This window comes from Streptomyces sp. NPDC051322, assembly GCF_040689485.1.
In the GTDB taxonomy this organism is placed as follows: Bacteria; Actinomycetota; Actinomycetes; order Streptomycetales; family Streptomycetaceae; genus Streptomyces.
The window spans coordinates 176,476-195,060 of sequence record NZ_JBFBAK010000007.1 but is presented as its reverse complement, the minus strand read 5'-3'; the positions used below and the strand labels follow the sequence as shown (position 1 = coordinate 195,060).

Genomic DNA, 18,585 nt, shown 5'->3' with positions numbered 1-18,585 from the left:
CATGACGATCAATGTTGCAGGTTCGACGTACGGGGCGATGCAACGGGTTGCCCGATTCCGGTCCCGAAGCGGTCACGGTCGGGACTCGGAACGGGTTTGAGAGAGTGGTGACATGAATGCGCACAGCGACTCGCCCACGCCGGCCGGCCACGTCGTCGTCATCGGAGGCGGGATCGCCGGTCTCGCGGCAGCCCATCAGTTGCTCGGCACCGGCGCCCGGGTGACCGTACTCGAAGGCTCCGAACGGGTCGGCGGCAAGCTGTACGCCGGGCAGATCGAAGGTGTGCCGGTCGATCTCGGCGCCGAGTCGATGCTCGCCAGGCGCCCCGAAGCCGTCGCTCTGGCCCGTGCGGTGGGGCTCGGCGCCGAGCTCCAGCCGCCCGCCACCAGCAGCGCCCGGCTCTGGAACCGTGGCGCGCTGACGCCGATGCCCAAGGGACATGTGATGGGCGTCCCCGCCGATGCGACGGGGCTCGACGGTGTACTGTCCACGGACGGTCTGCGCCGGATCGCCCAGGACCGCGAACTGCCGTCCACCGAGATCGGCGAGGACATCGCACTCGGTGAGTTCGTGGCCGCCCGGATGGGCCGTGAGGTCGTCGACCGGCTCGTCGAACCGCTGCTCGGCGGGGTGTATGCCGGCGACGTCTACCGCACGTCGATGCGGGCCGCGGTCCCCGCGCTCTACGAGGCCGCCCGCAGCCACCGGACGCTGGGGGAAGCCGTACGGGCGATTCAGCAACGAGCCGCCGAAACCGCCGCCCCCGCACCGGCTCCGGTCTTCATGGGCCTGAACGGCGGTATCGGCACCCTGCCGCTCGCCGTCGCCGACGCGATTCGTGCGGGCGGTGGCGACGTGCTGGTGCACCGGCCTGCGCTGGAGCTCCGGCGGACCGGGACCGGCTGGTGGATCCGCAGCGATGACGAGAACTTCGACGCCGACGCCGTGCTCCTCGCCGTGCCGGCCTGGTCGGCATCGGCGCTGCTGGAGCAGGTGTCCCCGGCCGCGGCCGCCGAGCTGGCGGCCATCGAGTACGCGTCGATGAGTCTGATCACCCTGGCCTTCCGCCGCTCCGAGCTGAACCTCCCGGACGGATCCGGCTTCCTGGTGCCGCCGGTGGACGGGCACACCATCAAGGCCGCCACGTTCTCCAGCCAGAAATGGTCCTGGTCCGACGCCGACCCCGAGCTGGCCGTGCTGCGCACCTCGCTCGGGCGCTACGGCGACGAGGAGCACCTGCACCGGGAGGACGCCGATCTGGTGGAGGCGGCCCTGCACGACCTGGCCGAGGCAACCGGAGTCCATGCGAAGCCGGTGGCCTCCGAGGTGACCCGGTGGATCGGCGGACTGCCGCAATACCCCGTCGGGCACCTGGCCCGCGTCGCGCGGCTGCGGGACGCCGTCGCCGACCTGCCCGGCCTGCGGGTCTGCGGCGCGGCCTACGACGGGGTGGGGATCCCGGCGTGCATCGCCGGCGCCCGGCGGGCTGCGAACGAGATCACAGCAACCCTGGCGTCGGGCACCGTCAGTGACGCGGGACAATAGCCACATGACAGATGCTCCGGAGACTGCGACGTCGCCCAAGGCGCCCAACGCAGGCAAGAAGGCCAAGGACCTCAACGAGGTCGTCCGTTACACCCTGTGGTCCGTCTTCAAGCTGCGGGACGCGCTGCCCGAGGACCGGACGGGCTTCGCCGACGAGGTTCAGGAGCTGTTCGATCAGCTCGCGGCCAAGGACATCACCGTGCGGGGCACCTACGACGTTTCCGGGCTGCGGGCCGACGCCGACCTGATGATCTGGTGGCACGCGGAGACCGCGGACGAGCTGCAGTCCGCGTACAACCTCTTCCGCCGCACCCGGCTGGGCCGCTCGCTGGAGCCGGTCTGGTCGAACATGGCGCTGCACCGCCCCGCCGAGTTCAACAAGTCGCACATTCCGGCGTTCCTCGCCGACGAGACGCCGCGCGACTACATCGCGGTGTACCCCTTCGTGCGGTCCTACGACTGGTACCTGCTGGACGACGCGGAGCGCCGCAGGCTGCTCGCCGAGCACGGCAAGATGGCCCGGGACTACCCGGACGTCCGAGCCAACACGGTCGCTTCGTTCGCGCTCGGCGACTACGAGTGGGTGCTCGCCTTCGAGGCCGACGAGCTGCACCGCATCGTCGACCTGATGCGTCACCTGCGCGGCTCGGAGACGCGGAATTACGTGCGCGAGGAGGTCCCCTTCTACACCGGCCGGCGCAAGTCGGTGGGCGACCTGGTGGCCGGGCTCGCCTGACCGGACCGCCCTACACCCGTGGCCGGTCGGAACCGGCCGTCCATGACCCGGAAGATCAGAGAGCGGGGCGCGGTCGCGCCCGCTCGTCCAGCGACACCGGGTCCGGCAGCGGGTGCGGCGCGCACCCAGCGCGCCGCACCGGCGCCGTCCGATGCAACCGGTCCGATGGACCCCGTCGGGTGGCGTCGTCAGGTGGTGCCTACGCCGCGCCGTGTGCCGCGGACCAGCGTCCTGCGGGCCGCTCGTGCCAAGCGGGCCGTCCTGGTCGGCGGGTGCGGGGCCGCGCGCTCCTGCCACCAGCGGCGCAGCGCGCGTCGTACCGCGGCGTCGGCCGGGCGCCCGGTGTCCAACAGCTGCTGCACGAAGTCCAGCGCGTCCCGCCGGTAGCCGCCGCTCATCGGGCGGGACCTGGCGTACGCGAGGAACGCGCGCCGGTACTCGGCGCCGAGCAACTCGGGGAGCTCCGGGGCGACCTTGGCCACCACATCCGCTCGTTTGGCGGCGAGTGACCGGCTCTGTACGCCGAGCCGCCTGTTATCGAATCCATCGGGCGCGGGCGTGCCGGCGACCAGGGACGAGAGCAGCGCGGTCTCGGCCAGGGCGAGCCGCTGCCGGGCCGGGTCGACGGCGGGCGCCGCCGCAGGGGCTGCCGCCCGGGCGACCGGCGCCGACACTGGGCGGGGCAGCGGGTGCCGGCCCGACAAGGTCGCCCGTATCGCGGTGAGTTCACCCGCGAGCTCGGCGGCCGGCGGAAACGCGTCGTCCCGCTCCAGTAGCACCCCCGGCGGGTCGACCCGGGCGCGCAGTTCGGCGAGCACATCCAGTACCGGGCGGGTCACCGGATGCGCGTGGGTGTCGTGCCAGACGCCGTCCTTCTCCATCCCACCGGCCACATGGACGTAGGCGATGGCCTCCACCGGCAGCTCGTCCAGGGCGGCCGCCGGGTCCTCGCCCCGGTTGACGTGGTTGGTGTGCAGATTGGCCACATCGATCAGCAGCCGCACCCCGGTGCGCTCCACCAGCTCGGCGAGGAACTGGCCCTCGGTCAACTCCTCGCCGGGCCAGGAAATCAGCGCCGCGATGTTCTCCAGCGCCAGCGGGACGGGCAACGAGTCCTGGGCGACCCGGACGTTCTCGCAGAGCACCCGAAGCGCGTCCCGGGTGCGCGGGACCGGCAGCAGATGGCCCGCCTCCAGGGGCGGGGACGCGGTGAGCGGCCCACCGGCTCTGACGAACGCTATGTGCTCCGTGACCAGGGGGGACTCCAGCAGCAGCGCGCGCTCGGCCAGGGCCGCCAGCCGGCCCGTGTCCGGTCGTTCGGCGCCACCGATGCCCAGCGAGACGCCGTGCGGTATCACCGTGACACCCCGCCGGCGCAGCCGCCGCAGCGACTCGGGCAGGTGCCCGGGGCAGAGGTTCTCCGCGACCACCTCGACCCAGTCGACGCCCGGCAGCTCCTCCACTGCCGCGGCGATCTCCGGCCGCCAGCCGATGCCGATCCCCAGCTGCTCCATTCCGTCCCCCTGCGCCGTCGGTGCTGTGGCATGCGCAGGGGTGATGACCCGGGGGCGTGCCGTCGAACCCACCGCGGCGGACGTTCAGAGCTTCATTTGAGGTTCCGGGCTAGCGGACGCCGTTGCCGCGGGGATGCTCCACCTCGGTGTCGGGCCCCGGCGTCACGATCGTTTCGTGGCCGTTCGCGGAGCGCACCCGGAAGGGCGGGTTACCGTCCTGCCCCAAGGCCTCCACGACCTCCACCACCCGGTCGTGGTCGCCGACGACCCTGCCGTGTGTCACCAGGCGGTCGCCCTTGTCTGCATGCATCTGCAATCCTCCGTCACTGAATGTGATCAATTTCGGTTCGTTGCTTCCTCTTCAGGGTGATACATGCGCGGCCGGACCGCGAACCGCGACGCCCGTTGGACCGCAGGCCCCGGCCTACACCACACCGATCCACGCGTCGGGTCCGAAGGCGCCCTTGACGTCGGAGGCGACCGAGGTCGGATCGACGAGGAACCCGAGCTGGTACACGACCGTCTTCTCGCGCGTACGGACCTGCAGACGCACCGGGCTCTCCCCCTTGTGCGCGGCCAGAATGCGCTTGAGTTCCTTGATGGCCGGCTCGTTCACCTTGTGCGACAGGAAGGACAACTGGACCGGGGGCCTGCCGCCGTGCTCCGCCGCCGACACGTCCAGAACCTGGAGTTCCTGGCCGAAGATACTGACCGCGCCGTCCCGGTCGTTCAGCCTGCCCTCGACGGAGACCACGCTGTCCTCGATGAGCGCGTGCTGGACCAGATTGTAGGCAGCGGGGAAGAACAGGACTTCCATCTCGCCGTCACGGTCGGCGAGATTGACGATCGCCCAGGCGTTGCCCTGTTTGGTCATCCGCCGGTCCACGCCGGCGATCAGACCGGACAGCCGTACGTTGCCTTCCGTGCGCCCCGAACCGAGCAGCTCGCTGATGGTGGTGTCACGGTGGCGGGAGAGGATGTGCTCGGTGCCGTCCAGCGGGTGCGCCGAGACGTACAGGCCGAGCATCTCGCGTTCGCTGGCCAGGAGTTGCTTGCGCGGCCACTCTCCCGGGTCGACGGGAAAGTCCAGCCCGAAGCCGGGTTCCTCACTGTCGTCCCCGCCGAAGTCGGCGAAGAGGTCGTCCTGGCCGAACGCCTTGGCCTTCTTCACCGGGATCACGGAGTCGATGGCAGGTTCGTGGATCGCGCACAGACCCTTGCGGCTGTGCTGCAGAGAGTCGAAGGATCCCGCCTTGATCAGGGACTCGACGGCCCGCTTGTTCAGCGCCGGCAGATCCGCCTTGTCGAGGAAGTCCGCGAACGAGGTGTACTTGCCCTTGGACTTGCGGGAGGCGACCAGGGACTCGATGACGTTCTCACCGACGTTGCGCACCGACCGCAGCCCGAAGCGGACGTCGTCGCCGATGGCGGTGAAGTTGGCCACGGACTCGTTGATGTCCGGCTGCAGGACCTGAACGCCCAGTTTGCGCGCGTCGGCCAGGTAGATCGCCGCCTTGTCCTTGTCGTCACCCACCGAGGTGAGGAGCGCGGCCATGTACTCGGCCGGATAGTTCGCCTTGAGGTAGGCGGTCCAGTACGAGACGAGGCCGTATCCGGCGGTGTGGGACTTGTTGAACGCGTAACCGGAGAAGGGCAGCATGACGTCCCAGAGGGCCTTGATGGACTCCTCGGAGTAGTTGTTGCCCTGCATGCCGGCGTGGAACTTGTCCCACTCGGCTGCCAGCACCTCCGGCTTCTTCTTGCCCATCGCGCGGCGCAGCAGGTCGGCGCCGCCGAGGGTGTACCCGGCCAGTTCCCGGGCGATGGCCATGATCTGCTCCTGGTAGACGAGCAGATGGAAGGTGTTGCCGAGGATCCCTTCCAGGGCGTCCTTGAGCTCGGGGTGGATCGGGGTGATCTCCTGGCGGCCGGTCTTGCGGTGCGCGTAGTTCGTGTGCGCGTTGGCCGCCATGGGGCCCGGCCGGTACAGGGCGAGCGCGGCTGCGATGTCTTCGAAGCGAGAGGGCTCCATCAGCTTCAGCAGGGTGCGCATGCCGCCGCCGTCGAGCTGGAACACGCCGAAGGTGTCGCCGCGGGCCAGCAGCTCGAAGGTCTTCCTGTCGTCCAGCGGGATCGCCCGGGAGCCGTCCAGCGGCACGGTGTCGGTCGTCAGGTTGATCCCGCGGTTCTCGCGGATGTTCTGGATCGCGTGGTCGATGACCCCGAGGTTGCGCAACCCCAGGAAGTCCATCTTGACCAGCCCCATGTCCTCACAGCTGGGGTAGTCGAATCCGGTGATCTTGACGCCGTCCTTGGCGCGCATGTGCAGCGGGATGCGGTCGGTCAGCTTGGTCTTCGAGAGGATGACGGCCGCCGCGTGCACGCCGGTGCCGCGGATCAGCCCCTCCACGCCGCGGGCGCCGTCGACGACCTTCTTGACGTCCGGTTCGTTCTCGTAGAGAGCCCGGATCTCGCCGGCCTCCCCGTGGCGCGGGTGCGAGGAATCGAAGATCCCGGAGATCGGGATGGACTTGCCCATCACGTCCGGCGGCAGTGCCTTCGTGATGCGCTCGCCGTGCGAGAACGGGTATCCCAGCAGCCGGCTGGTGTCCTTGATCGCGTTCTTGGCCTTCAGCTTGCCGAAGGTGTTCACCATCGCCGTGTACTCGTCGCCGTACTTGTCGACGACGTAGCGCACCATCGCGTCGCGCTGACGGTCGTCGAAGTCGAGGTCGACGTCGGGCGGGTTGATGCGCTCCGGGTTCAGGAACCGCTCGAAGAGCAGGCCGTGCTCCAAGGGGCACAGCTCGGTGATGCGGGTGGCATAGGCGACGATCGAGCCGGTCGCGGATCCACGGCCCGGGCCGACCGGGATCTTGTTGTCCCGGGCGTGCTGGACGATGTCGGCGACCACCAGGAAGTACGAGGAGAAACCCATCGGACCGATGACCGTCATCTCGGTCTCGAACCGTTCCATGACGTGATCGGGGATGGGCGAGCCGTAACGCATCTCCAGGCCCTTGAGGACATCCTTGCGCAGCCACGACTCCTGCGTCTCGCCCTCGGGCACGTCCGGGTACTGCGGCATCTCGTCCTCGGGGGCGAAGACCTCTTCGTAGGACTCGATGCGCTCGGCGATCAGCAGCGTGTTGTCGCAGGCCTCGGGCAGCTCGGAGAACAGCTCGCGCATCTCGGCCGCGGTCTTGAGGTAGTAGCCACTGCCGTTGAACCGGAACCGGCCCGCGTCGTCCTTGTTCTTGCCCACCCCGATGCACAGCAGGTTGTCGTGCGCGTCCGCGTGCTCCTCCAGCACGTAATGGGCGTCGTTGGTGGCCAGCAGCGGGATGCCGAGGTCCTTGGCCAGGCGCAGCAGGTCGCCCCGGACGTTGCGCTCCAGGTCGAGGCCGTGGTCCATCAGCTCCAGGAAATAGTTCTCCTTCCCGAAGATGTCCTGATACGCCCCGGCGACCTGGCGGGCCTCGTCGTACTGGTTCAGGCGCAGCCGGGTCTGGATGGCCCCCGACGGGCAGCCGGTCGTCGCGATGATCCCCTCGGCGTGCTCGGAGATCAGCTCCATGTCCATCCGGGGCTTGCCCGCCGGGAACTGCCCGGTGTAGGACGCCTCCGTCGACATGTAGAACAGATTCCGCAGACCCGTGACGTTCCGCGCCCACATCGTCATGTGGGTGAAGCGGCCGCCACCCGATACGTCCTTGGACCCCTCGCCGTCGTCCGACATGGCCCGCACCCCGCCGGGGCCCCAGAACTCCTGCTTGCGGCTGCGCCGCGAGGACGGCGCGACGTACGCCTCGATCCCGATGATCGGCTTCACGCCCTGGAAGCCCTTGGCCACCTGCTGGAACTCGTACGCACCGAACATGTTTCCGTGGTCGCTCATCGCGATCGCGGGCATGCCCTGGCGTTCGACCTCGGTGAACATCGGCTTGAGCCGCTGGGCGCCGTCAAGCATCGAGTATTCGGTGTGATTGTGCAGGTGGACGAAGGAATCGGTCACCGGGAAGGCACCTCCGGGGTGGGGCGGGGAAGGACCCACCCTATCCCTCCGAGCCTGTCGGATCAGGCGCCCCGGGGCCCCCGATCATGATCGAAAAGCGGCCACCGGCGTGACCAGCGGCTACGGCTCAAAAGCAGCCAGGACCCGGTGATGACCCTCGACGGCCACGGTTTCCCCGGGGGCTATCTCCGTGAATCCCGCGTCGAAAACCACCGGCTGCCCGCTCGAGGTGAGCTCGCCCCACCGGCCCGGTGCGGCGGTCCGGACCGACAGCGGGAAGCCCGCCGCGTGCCACGCGGTGCGTTCCTGGTCGGAGAGTTCCCACCAGGCGAGTTGGGCGCCGTGGCCGGTCTGGGCCATGGTCTTGCCGGCCGACATGTCGAGGTCGGGGTTGAGCCAGAGCACCGGGGCGGTGGGGTCCGGGGCAGGCGGCGGCGCCGGGTCGTCCAGGTCCGTGCCGCTGACCTGGAGCTTCGCCAGCTCCTTCGGCCAGCCGTCCAGCGGCACCGGAGGGAAGACCCGCACCTCGGCCGATACGCCGGTGACCGTGATGCCGGGAAGCGCCGACGCCTTGCGCCACTCCGCCCCGCGCGCCCGTCGTACGACCTTGCGGATCCGGGCATCCTGCCAGTCACGGATCCGTTGCGCCCACTCGCCGTCGCCCAGCGACCGCTCGTCCGACAGCATCACCAGGACCGCCCGGGCCGACGTCTCCAGCGCATCGGTGCGGGCCGGCGGGTCCGCCTTCTCGATGTGCACCACCAACGGGAGGACGAACTGCGGGGCTTCATCGCGGGCCGTCGGCTCCGCCCGGAAAGGACTGTCGTTGCTCACCCGCCCCAGTCTGCCAGCCGGTGCTGCGCGGCTTCTTGGCGGAGGGGAACCCTCCGGGTGAGGATGCCCCCATGAAGAGCGATCTTTTCCAGAGCGAGAACATGGCACAGCAGGCGAGCGTCCCCGGGATGACCCTGCAGAACGCCAAATCCATCAAGTACGCAGTCAACGGTGACATGCTCGCGCGGCAGGGCGCGATGATCGCTTTCCGTGGGAATCTGCAGTTCGAGCGCAAGGGCCAGGGCATAGGCGGGATGCTCAAGCGCGCCGTCACCGGCGAGGGACTGCCGCTGATGTCGGTCACCGGGCAGGGCGAGGCCTGGTTCGCCCACGAGGCAGCGAACTGCTTCATCGTGGACATCGAGCAAGGCGACTCGCTGACCATCAACGGCCGCAACGTGCTCTGCTTCGACTCCACCCTCGGGTACGAGATCAAGACGGTGAAGGGGGCGGGCATCACCGGCGGCGGCCTCTTCAACAGCGTCTTCGCGGGCTACGGCAAGCTCGCCGTGATCTGCGAGGGCAATCCCATCGTCATCCCGGTCGCCCCGCATCAGCCGGTCTACGTGGACACCGACGCGGTCGTCGGCTGGTCCACCCACCTGCAGACCTCGCTGCACCGTTCGCAGTCGATAGGCTCCATGATCCGCGGTGGATCCGGCGAGGCGGTCCAACTGATGCTGCAGGGTGAGGGATTCGTGATCGTACGGCCCAGCGAGGCCCGGCCGGAGAAGGTGCAGCAACACTGAAACTGCGACATGTCGGCCGTCGTTACGGCAGGGGAGGCCCCTGGGTGCTGCGCGGGGTGGATCTCGACCTGCCCGCGCGCTCCCTGGTCCGCGTCGAGGGGGCGAACGGCAGCGGCAAGTCGACCCTGCTGCGGCTGATCGCCGGGATCGAGAGTCCGACCGAGGGCCGTGTCACGGAACGTCCCCGCACCGCGTACGTCCCCGAACGCTTCCCGGTGGCGCTGCCCTTCACGGCCGCCGGCTATCTGGTCCACCTCGGACGGATCCACGGCCTGCGGAGCGCCGTCGCCGCAGCTCGCGCCACCGACTGGCTCGAACGCTTCGGGGCGACGGGACACGCCCGGACGCCGCTCGGTGAACTCTCCAAGGGCACCAGCCAGAAGGTCGCGGTCGCGCAAGCGCTGCTGGCCGAGCCGGAGCTGCTGATCCTCGACGAGGCCTGGACCGGGCTGGACACCGCGGCGAGGGAAGAACTCGACCGCGCCGTCGCCGAACGCGTCGCCGCGGGGTCCACGGTGGTCTTCGTCGATCACGACCCGCAACGCCTCGCCGGCGCGGCCGACTTGGGGCTGCGCATCGAGGGAGGCGCACTGGTGCGGAGCGCGACCGCCCCGCGTGAACCGGTCCCCGGGCCGAGGGAGGCCGGGGCGGGCCAGGTGCGGATCGAGGCGGCCGGCCCGACGGGCTCCGGGCTTCCCGGTGGACTGCCCGGAGCTCCGGTGTACGAGGCCGGCACCGGACACGCCGTGCTCACGGTCGCGGCGGGGCACTCCGACGCCCTGCTGCGCGCCCTGCTCACGGCCCGGCCACCGTGGCACATCCTGGCCGTCGAGGACGCCGACTCCCGCACGTATGAGGACCGATGACCGCGATGGCCGCACTTCTGCGCTACCAGGCCGCTCTGCTCCTGCGCTCCCAGCGCTGGCTCCCGCCCGTGCTGTTGTACGGAGTCTTCGTCGCCGTCGGGGCACGGAGCGGTGACCCCGTCCTGGACTCACTCGGTTACACGGCAGCGGCGCTGCTGCCGACGGCCGCCTGGCTGGTATTGGTCTGCGCCCATCAGGAGCCCGCGGCCGCCCGGAATTGCGCCGCGGCGGCGACGAGTCCGCTGCGGGTCCATCTCGCAGCCCTGAGCGTCGCTGCGGGATGCGCGGCGCTGCTCGGGTGCGCGGGAACCCTGCTGGTCGTGCTGATCAGCGCGCCGACCGGAGCCGACCACCAGGTGGCGGTTTCGGTGGCCCCGGCGGGAATCGCCGGACTGCTCGCCGCGCTGGTCTGCGTACTGACCGGCACGGCGGCCGGTGCGCTGCTCACCCGGCCGGTGCTGTACAGCAGGGGCTGGTCGATCCTGGCCACCGTGCTCGCCTCGATCCTGCTCCTGGTGACCCGCGGCTCGCCCGCTCGCGCGGCGGTGCACGGCCTGGTGTCGGGATCACAGACGGGCACGGTGCACACTCCGGTGCTGCCCCTGGTCGGGGCGCTGGTCGCCGCGGCCGGGGCGACCACGGCGGCCGCGCTCACCGCCCGGCGCCGCTGAGTAAGCCTTCCCGAGCTGAGTAAGCTCCCCCCAATGGACGAGTCCTTCTGCGAGACCCCCGAGACACCTCAGGCCCCCGCCCCCGGTGGCCCGCCGTACGCGGAATGCGTGCTGTGTCGCAAGCCGACCGAGTACCCGGAATCGACGCGGGGCGCGACACTCTGCCCCGTCTGTGAGTGGCAGGAAGCCGGCCGCACGGCCTGTTCCGGCTAGCAGCGGAGTCCGCTGGTCCGGCGTCGTCCACAGCGCGGCGACGGGCAGTGAGGAACGGTACGGGTTTGAATGGAGGCACGCCCGGCCGGCAGCACAGGAATCGAGTCACAGATGAGTGGCAACCGGTCACCCCGGTGGATGCCCGCGGTGAAGAGCGCAGCGGAGATGCTGCTGGACACCGACGGCTCTGTGCTGAGCTGCACGCAGTCCGCGCTGGACCTGCTGGACACCACGGCGGAAGAAGTCCGCGGGCGGCCGTTCGTCAGCATGTTGGAGGATCCGGCGCAGTGGGAACTGTTCGCGGCGGAATCCGCGGGAGGCGAGCGACGGTTCGGGCGGGCGGCGCTGCTGCGTCCCGGTGGCGGGACCGTCGACACGCTGCTGGGTGTGTCCCCGCTGCTCCCGGTCGAGCCGGCCGGAACCCGGCTGCTGGTCAGGCTGCAGTCGCTGCAGGGCGCTGACACGCCGGATCCGCAGCCCGTCGCGCTGCCGCCCGCCACGTCGGACCCCCGCGCACGGGAACGCATGGACCTGCTCAATGAGGCCGCCTCCCGGATCGGCGCCTCGCTGGACATCGCCGGGAACGCCCGGGACCTGGTCGACATTCTGGTACCCGACCTCGCGGACCTGGCAGCCGTGGACATCCCCGAGGCGGTGCTCGTCGGCGACGAACCCGGCGATTTCACCGTCGACATCACCATGCGGCGGCTGGCGGTCGCCGCCGCCGACGGTCAGTGGCCCGAAGAGATCCACGCACTCGGCGACACTTTCAAGGTCACCAGCTTCATCCGGGGACAACTGCTCAAGGGACCGGCCGGCTTCCTGCCGGACCTCACCGACCTGCGCCTGGCGCTGGCCGAGGAGGAGGAACTCTCCCGGCTGGTGCTGCCCCGGGCCGCGACCTCGCTGCTGGTCGCCCCCGTCCGGGCGCGAGGCATGGTTCTCGGCATCGTCGCACTCTGGCGCGCCGGTGACCGGCGGCCCTTCGACCACACCGACGCCGTACTCGCCGAGGAGATCAGCTCGCGCGCCGCGCTGAGCATCGACAACGGCCGCCGCTACACCAAGGAGCGGCGCACCGCCGAGATGCTGCAGCGAAGCCTGCTGCCGCGGACCGCGGCGAACAGCACGGCCGCGGAGACGTCCGGGGTGTATGTGCCGGCCGGCACTCCGGCGGGCATCGGCGGCTGCTGGTACGACGTGATCGAGCTCTCGTCGGCCCAGGTGGCCTTTGTGGTGGGCACGGTGCCCGGGCACGGTCTGAGTGCGACAGCGGCGATGGGACGGCTGCGGTCCGCCGTGGAGACGCTGGCCGATCTGGACCCCGCGCCGGATGAGTTGCTCAGCCACCTCAACGACCTGGTGATGCGCTTCGGCGGCAGCGAGCGGCCCGGCCACGATGATCGCGGGAGCGCGGGGGCCGTGCGCGGCGCCACCTGCACATACGCGACGTACGATCCGGTCACCCGGGTCTGCCTGGTCGCCTGCGCCGGCCATCCGGCGCCGATGCTCGCCCGCAGCGGACAACAGGCCGCCGAAGAGGTGGCGGTCGCCTGCGGTCCGGCGCTGGGGATTGGCGGTGAACCGTTCGAGGCGGTGACGCTCCAGTTGCAGCCGGGCGACGTGCTGGCGTTTCACAGCGGCTTGCTCAGAGCGGGAGGCCGGCGGTCGGCGCACCGTCTCGAGGCAGTGCGTGCCGGCACCCGGTCGGCCGCCGCCGACGGGGAGCCGCTGGCCGATGTGGGGCGACAGATTCTTGCCGGGCTGACCGACACCCCGCCCGACCACGACATCGCACTGCTGCTGTGCCGGACGCGGGAGCTGCCACCGTCGAGCACCGTGGCGTGGCAGCTGTCCGCCGATCCGCAGGAAGTGGCCCGGGCCAGGATCCTGGCCGCCGCCCAGCTGGCCGACTGGGGGCTGGACGAGCTGGTCTTCGCCTCCGAACTCATCGTCAGCGAACTGGTCACCAACGCGATCCGTTACACCGGGGCCCCGATCGGGCTACGACTGATCAAGGACCAGCGGCTGATCTGCGAGGTGTCGGACCCCAGCCAGACCCAGCCCCACCTGCGCCGCGCCCGCCTCACCGACGAGGGCGGTCGGGGGCTGTTCCTCATCGCCCAGCTGACGCATCGTTGGGGGAGCAGATACACCGCCTCCGGCAAGACGATCTGGACGGAGCAACTGCTCGACGAGGCCTGAGACGGACCGGGGCCCGCCGGCCACGGCGCCCAGGAGGCCCCGTGGCCGAACCGTGGGCCGACCCGTCACGTCGGCTCGGTCCCCCAGGCGAGCGTGGCGCTCACGTACGCGGTGACCTTGGGGGCGTCCGCGTAAGAAGTGTTGGTGCCGTGGCTGTAGTCGTCGGCCTCGTTGAAGTTGGACCAGTCGGTCTTGCTGAGGCGGAGCTGGATGTCACCGGTGGACGCCCCGGCGGCGAGGCTGCCGGAGCTGAAGCCGACCTGCAGGTAGTAGCCGGCGCCGGTCAGTGAACCGCCGGCCGCCACCACCTTGTGGGTGATCGAACCGGAGCCCAGCGCCGCGTAGTCGCACCAGGTGCCGAACGAACTCGCGCCGGCCTCCGATGTGAACCAGTACCGCAGCGTCACTTTCGACAGATCCACCGGAGCACTGCTGGTGTTGATCACTACCAGACCAGGTCTGATCTGGTTGTCGGTGGCGTTCTGGTCGTTGTTCTTGTACCGCACCTTCACCACACCGCCGCCGGTCGCGCCGCCGGATTTGGTCGTGGCCGTGACGGCGGCCGACAGGGCCGACGAATTGCCCGCCGCGTCACGCGCCGACACCGTGTAGCTGTATGCGGTGGCCGCGGTCAGCCCGGTGTCCGCGTAGGACGTCGAGGTCGCGCTGCCCACCTTCGTACCGCTGCGGAAGACGTCGTACGCCGTCACCCCGGTGTCGTCCGTGGACGCGGACCAGGACAGCGTCACACTGCTGTTGGTGACCGTCCCCACCGCGAGGTTCTCCGGTACGGAGGGAGGCTGGGTGTCGGAGCTGCCTCCGCCGTTGTCGCCACCGTGCACCAGGAGTTCGGCGTAGGTGGCGAAAGCCAGCGCGAGGTCGGCCTGTGCCCAGAAGCGGTGGTAAGTGAAGGAGGGGGCGCTGCCGCCGTCCAGATAGGCCTGGACCTTGGGCCAGTCGGGGTCGTCCTTGTACCAGGAGCGCAACCCGATGAAGGTGACGCCCGACTCGACCGGGTCGCCGTTCGGCATGGCGCCCTTCCAGCCGCTGGGAACGTACACCTCGTCCTTGAAACGGCTGTAGTCGGTGCGGGTCTCCGGCACCGCGATGCCCTTGGCGTCGGCGTTGAGCGCCATCGCGTCGAGCAGCGACTTGGCGAGAGCCGCCGCGTCCGCGTCCTGCGCCTTGGCCGCGTAGTACGTCAGCGTCTTGGCGTAGGAGGCGCCGACACCGACGTCGTTGCTGTAGTCCACCACGGACACGTGCAGTCCGGCGTTGGCCCCCGGGCTGGCGGCGTTCCAGGTATCGGGTTCGCCCGTCCAGCTCAGGTTGGAGGGGAAGGAGTAGCTGCCGTCCGCGCCGACCGTGGTCTCGGACGAGGCCCATACCACCCATTTCCGCAGAATCGTCTCGGCGGTGGCGTTCCCGGTGACGTAGTAGTACTCGGCGATCCGCTCCACGCCCCAGGCCTGGAAGCCGAACCAGTTGTTGCTGGGCGGGTCGTGGTAGACCGGCTCCCAGTCGTAGGCCATCCCGTAGAAGGTCGGGGTGCCGGCCGGCGGGGTGCCGTACCGCCCCTCCCAGCTGTTGGTGCAGCCCCCGGCGAGCGCGCCCTCGGAGGACTGCAGCCAGCGCAGGAACTCCAGCTGCCGGGTCAGGCTCTTGAGCCAGTCGCCCTTCGCGGTGGCTGACTTGGGGGTCAGCACCGGTACGTTCGACAGCGCCCAGGCGGCCAGCGGGTTCTGATACCCCTGGTGGGACGCGCCGTCCCCGATCCGCCAGGCCCAGCCGCCACCGGGCTGAGCGCCACCCCATGCGTAGTACCAGGAGAGCAGGTAGTGCTGTGCGCTGCGGCCGGAACCCGCCGAGCAGCCGGTCGGACTGGTGCAGTCGCCGATCTGCTTGAAGTACTTATCGAACATGGCGTAGCGCAGGTAGTCGCCCATCCGGGCGGCTTTCGCCACCGAACCGGCGATCTGTCCCTCCTTGCCTTGTGCCTTCGCCCAGGTATAAGCCCAGTAGGCGGCCTGTACGGCGCGCGCGTCGGCATCCGGGGCGTTGGTGTACTTCCACTGCTTCGAGTAGGCGGAGTCCTTCACGAACAGGTCGAGATAGCCGTTCGTGCCGCCGTACTTGAAGAGATCGGTGGTGGGCTGCGGAATGGTCTCCCAGACGGATTCCTGGGCGCCGCGCTGGTAGCTGTTGATGAACGAGGGCCCCGCGCCGGGACCGTTCTCGCCGCCGCTGCCCGGCTTGTTGCCGTAGCCGTAGATGTTGTCGACGTCCATCAGCCAGTGCATGCCGTAGATGTCCTTGGTCCCGTACGACGAGGCCAGCTCGCCGGCGATCGGGTCGGAGCCCGTCGGCACGGAGGAGTCCAGAGCTGTCGGATACGCCGACGGCTCCGGTGCCTCCGGTGCGTAGGTGGCCGGGGCGCCGGCGTTGTACGAGTCGTTGCTCGGCTGGTCCACGGTGGCCGGTATCAGCGTCTTCTCGGCCACCGCCCAGGCGTTGTTGAACGGCTCCCAGTCCCCGGTCACCCTGCCGTACGCGGCTTCCAGCCACATCCAGAAGCTCATGGCCTCCGAGGTGGTCTGGTGACCGTGGTCCGGCGCCTCCACGATCAGCGTCTCGGCGCAGTGGTACGGGATGCCGTCGGCGCTGAAGTAGCCGTTGCCCGGGTCCTTGATCTTGCCGTACTGGGTCAGAAAGGCCTGGGTGTACGTGTCGTCGGCGGCCGCCGTGCCGACCGCCGACGCGCCGTCCGTCGCCTGGTCGGGGGCGGTGGCATGGGCCAGGCCCTGGCCCATGCCGAGGGCGACCAGCGAACCGCCGATCGCACCGGTGAATGCTCTTCGGGAAACGGGCACAGCGAACCCTTGGTGTGGGCATGCCAAATCCGGACAGGGTGGGGCGGGTGCGGAAGTGCGGGGAGCGCCGGCCTACGGCTCGTTGCCGTAGGCGAGCGTGCCGCCCAGGTAAGCGGTGACCTGCGGCGCGTCCGCGTAGGCAGCGCCGGCCGTACGGCTGTAGTCGTCCGACTCGTCGAAGGCCGTCCAGCCGGTCTTGTTCAGCCGGAGCTGGATGTCGCCGGTGGACGCTCCGGCGGCGAGACTGCCCGAGGAGAAGCCGACTTCCAGATAGTGGTCGGCGCCGGCCGGCGAGCCGGAAGCGGTGGCCACCCGGTGGGTGACGGTGCCGCAGCCGATCACCGCGTAGTCGCACCAGGTGTCGAAGGTGGCGGCCGGAGCGCCGGCCGGGGTGTCGTCGGTGAACCAGTAGCGGAGCGTGACGGTGGACAGATCGACCGCACCGTCACCGTTGTTCACCAGTCGAAGGCCCGGCTTGATCTGGCTGTCGGTGGCGTTCTGGTCGTTGTTCCGGTACTGGACCAGGAGCGCGCCGTTGCCGGTATCACCGCCTCCGCCGTCGTCGCCTCCGTCGCTGCCGCCGCCCAGAGCCGCACGGACGGCATCGTAGGCGGCCTTCGGCTGAAGGTTCTCGTCGTACAGGCAGGCCGAACCCTGGCCGGGGAAGGTGCTGGGAACCCATGAGTACCTGTCCGTGTAGTCCCACACGGTGATGCCCACGCAGCGCGCCACGCCGAGGCAGGCCTCGACGACCTGCCGGTAGTAGTCGGACTGGGTGGCCGACTTGGCGGCATCCGCGGGCAGTTGCATCCGTACGTCGAGTTCCGTGACGGCCACATCGAGGCCGAGGTCGGCGAACCGCTGCAGATTGGCCTGCATCCCGGAGGGGAAGCCGTACTGCACGGCGAGATGGGTCTGGAAGCCGACGCCGTCGATCGGTACGCCGTCCGCCTTCAACTGGCTGACCAGGCGGTACATGGCGTCCGCTTTCGCGCCGCTGCCCTCGATGTTGTAGTCGTTGATGTAGAGCCTGGCGCCGGGGTCGGCAGCGTGCGCGGTGCGCAGGGCGTCGGCGATGTAACCGGTGCCCATCGCGTTGAAGAACGCGTCGGTGCGGTAGGTGCCGTCGTCGTTGAACGGTTCGTTGACGACGTCCCAGGCGTAGACCTTGCCCTGGTAGTGTCCCGCCTCCTGGGTGATGTGGTTCTCCATGGCGGCCTGCACCTGACCGGCCGGCAGGGCGGAGACCCAGCCCGGGAGTTGGCTGTGCCAGACGAGGTTGTGCGCGTGGATGCTCTGGCCGTGCTGCCGGGCGAAGTCCACGACCGCGTCGCCCTTGGCGAAGTTGAACTGCCCCTGCTGCGGCTCGATGGTGTCCCACTTCATCGAGTTGCCGGGGGTGATCTGACCGAACTCGCTGCCCAGGGTGGCCGTGTAGGTGGCGTCGGACAGCTCGGGGTTGTCGGTGGCCGACCCGAAGTACCGGCCGTGGGCCTCGGCGAGCGCGTCCAGCGTCATCGACGCTGCGGTCGTGGACGTGACGACGGGGGATGCCGCAGCCGGGGGACCTGCTGCGGCGGCCGGTTGGGGACCGGCGAAGGCGAGGGCGGCGACCAGGAGAAGTGGGAGCGCTCCCATAGGTGCTCGCTCGGTGGTGGATGGCATGAACTGGAGAAGTGACGGCATGGCGTGTCCCGCTTCGCGGCTCTGGTGTGGGGACGTGCGGAGGGCAGAGCAGTGATGCACGTGCGGCGCGCGGCTCCGCATGACTGGGAGCGCTCCCACGGTGGCGCAGGGGTGTGCACCTGTCAAGAGTCCCGGCCCGTCGTTCTGTGCGCGGATCGGCGGCGCCGGGGCTGTCGTACGGCGGCCCCGGCACCGCCCGCGTCTGTCCGGGCCCGCGGCGGGGTCAGCTCAGCTTGGCGGTGAGCGTGATCTTCGTGCCGGTCAGCGCCTGGCTCACCGGGCAGTTGGCCTTGGCGTCCTCGGCGGCGGCGGTGAAGCCGTCCGCGTCGAGACCCGGCACCTCGCCCTGCACGGTCAGGTGGATGCCGGTGATGCCCTCACCCGGCTGGAACGTGACCTCGGCCTGGGTGGTCAGCCTGGTCGGCGGATTGCCCGCACCGTTCAGTCCGTTGGAGAGAGCCATCGAGAAGCAGCTGGAGTGGGCGGCCGCGATGAGCTCCTCGGGGCTGGTCCTGCCGTTCGGCTGCTCGGCGCGGGAGGCCCAGGTGACCGGGTAGTCGCCGATGCCCGAGCTGTCGAAGGTGACCGTGCCCGAGCCCTTGAAGAGCTCGCCCTCCCAGACCGTATGAGCGACACGCTTGGTGGCCATGTTCGTTTCCCTTCTGGTGGCGTGGCCCCCA

14 protein-coding genes are annotated in these 18,585 nt (G+C 69.9%); 7 read left to right on the top strand and 7 right to left on the bottom strand.

What is annotated here, in order from left to right; genetic code table 11:
• Nucleotides 1–112: 112 nt before the first annotated feature.
• Entirely contained in the window at nucleotides 113–1,546 is a 1,434-nt protein-coding gene (gene hemG, locus AB0436_RS18325) for a protoporphyrinogen oxidase (RefSeq protein ID WP_366468914.1), read from the top strand.
• A 4-nt stretch (nucleotides 1,547–1,550) separates the two neighbouring features.
• Nucleotides 1,551–2,282 (top strand): hydrogen peroxide-dependent heme synthase, encoded by a 732-nt coding sequence (gene hemQ / locus AB0436_RS18320; protein ID WP_366468913.1) that lies wholly within the window; start codon nucleotides 1,551–1,553, stop codon nucleotides 2,280–2,282.
• A 188-nt stretch (nucleotides 2,283–2,470) separates the two neighbouring features.
• On the opposite strand, the gene AB0436_RS18315 is transcribed toward hemQ, so the two are convergent.
• The 4 genes from AB0436_RS18315 to AB0436_RS18300 form a co-directional block, all read right to left on the bottom strand.
• Nucleotides 2,471–3,796 carry a DUF692 domain-containing protein gene (locus tag AB0436_RS18315; protein ID WP_366468912.1) on the bottom strand — a complete coding sequence of 442 codons (1,326 nt, stop codon included), beginning with the start codon at nucleotides 3,794–3,796 and terminating at the stop codon, nucleotides 2,471–2,473.
• A 109-nt stretch (nucleotides 3,797–3,905) separates the two neighbouring features.
• Nucleotides 3,906–4,106 (bottom strand): DUF1918 domain-containing protein, encoded by a 201-nt coding sequence (locus AB0436_RS18310; RefSeq protein ID WP_366468911.1) that lies wholly within the window; start codon nucleotides 4,104–4,106, stop codon nucleotides 3,906–3,908.
• Nucleotides 4,107–4,220: 114 nt separating this feature from the next.
• Complete coding sequence (dnaE, locus tag AB0436_RS18305; RefSeq protein WP_366468910.1) at nucleotides 4,221–7,811, bottom strand: DNA polymerase III subunit alpha; 3,591 nt, start codon at nucleotides 7,809–7,811, stop codon at nucleotides 4,221–4,223.
• 120 nt (nucleotides 7,812–7,931) lie between these two features.
• Entirely contained in the window at nucleotides 7,932–8,645 is a 714-nt protein-coding gene (locus AB0436_RS18300) for a peptidyl-tRNA hydrolase (protein WP_366468909.1), read from the bottom strand.
• A 71-nt stretch (nucleotides 8,646–8,716) separates the two neighbouring features.
• Here AB0436_RS18300 and AB0436_RS18295 point away from each other — a divergent pair, with 71 nt between their 5' ends.
• From AB0436_RS18295 to AB0436_RS18275, 5 genes are all read left to right on the top strand, one after another.
• Entirely contained in the window at nucleotides 8,717–9,394 is a 678-nt protein-coding gene (locus AB0436_RS18295) for an AIM24 family protein (RefSeq protein ID WP_366468908.1), read from the top strand.
• Between the two features lie 44 nt (nucleotides 9,395–9,438).
• The gene (locus AB0436_RS18290) at nucleotides 9,439–10,260 is read left to right on the top strand and encodes an ABC transporter ATP-binding protein (protein WP_366468907.1); all 822 of its coding nucleotides are present in this window, start codon (nucleotides 9,439–9,441) and stop codon (nucleotides 10,258–10,260) included.
• 5 nt (nucleotides 10,261–10,265) lie between these two features.
• Entirely contained in the window at nucleotides 10,266–10,931 is a 666-nt protein-coding gene (locus AB0436_RS18285; RefSeq protein ID WP_366468906.1) for an ABC transporter, read from the top strand.
• Nucleotides 10,932–10,964: 33 nt separating this feature from the next.
• Nucleotides 10,965–11,144 (top strand): hypothetical protein, encoded by a 180-nt coding sequence (locus AB0436_RS18280; RefSeq protein ID WP_366468905.1) that lies wholly within the window; start codon nucleotides 10,965–10,967, stop codon nucleotides 11,142–11,144.
• A 111-nt stretch (nucleotides 11,145–11,255) separates the two neighbouring features.
• Nucleotides 11,256–13,349: a SpoIIE family protein phosphatase gene (locus AB0436_RS18275; RefSeq protein ID WP_366468904.1), complete on the top strand. Its 2,094-nt coding sequence runs from the start codon at nucleotides 11,256–11,258 to the stop codon at nucleotides 13,347–13,349.
• A 65-nt stretch (nucleotides 13,350–13,414) separates the two neighbouring features.
• On the opposite strand, the gene AB0436_RS18270 is transcribed toward AB0436_RS18275, so the two are convergent.
• The 3 genes from AB0436_RS18270 to AB0436_RS18260 form a co-directional block, all read right to left on the bottom strand.
• Nucleotides 13,415–16,219, bottom strand: coding sequence for a glycoside hydrolase family 48 protein (locus tag AB0436_RS18270; protein ID WP_366468903.1), 2,805 nt, complete (start codon nucleotides 16,217–16,219; stop codon nucleotides 13,415–13,417).
• Between the two features lie 72 nt (nucleotides 16,220–16,291).
• Nucleotides 16,292–17,857, bottom strand: a complete 1,566-nt coding sequence (locus tag AB0436_RS18265) for an endo-1,4-beta-xylanase (RefSeq protein ID WP_366468902.1) — start codon at nucleotides 17,855–17,857, stop codon at nucleotides 16,292–16,294.
• Between the two features lie 271 nt (nucleotides 17,858–18,128).
• Nucleotides 18,129–18,554: an OsmC family protein gene (locus AB0436_RS18260; RefSeq protein WP_365851201.1), complete on the bottom strand. Its 426-nt coding sequence runs from the start codon at nucleotides 18,552–18,554 to the stop codon at nucleotides 18,129–18,131.
• Between the last annotated feature and the right edge of the window lie 31 nt (nucleotides 18,555–18,585).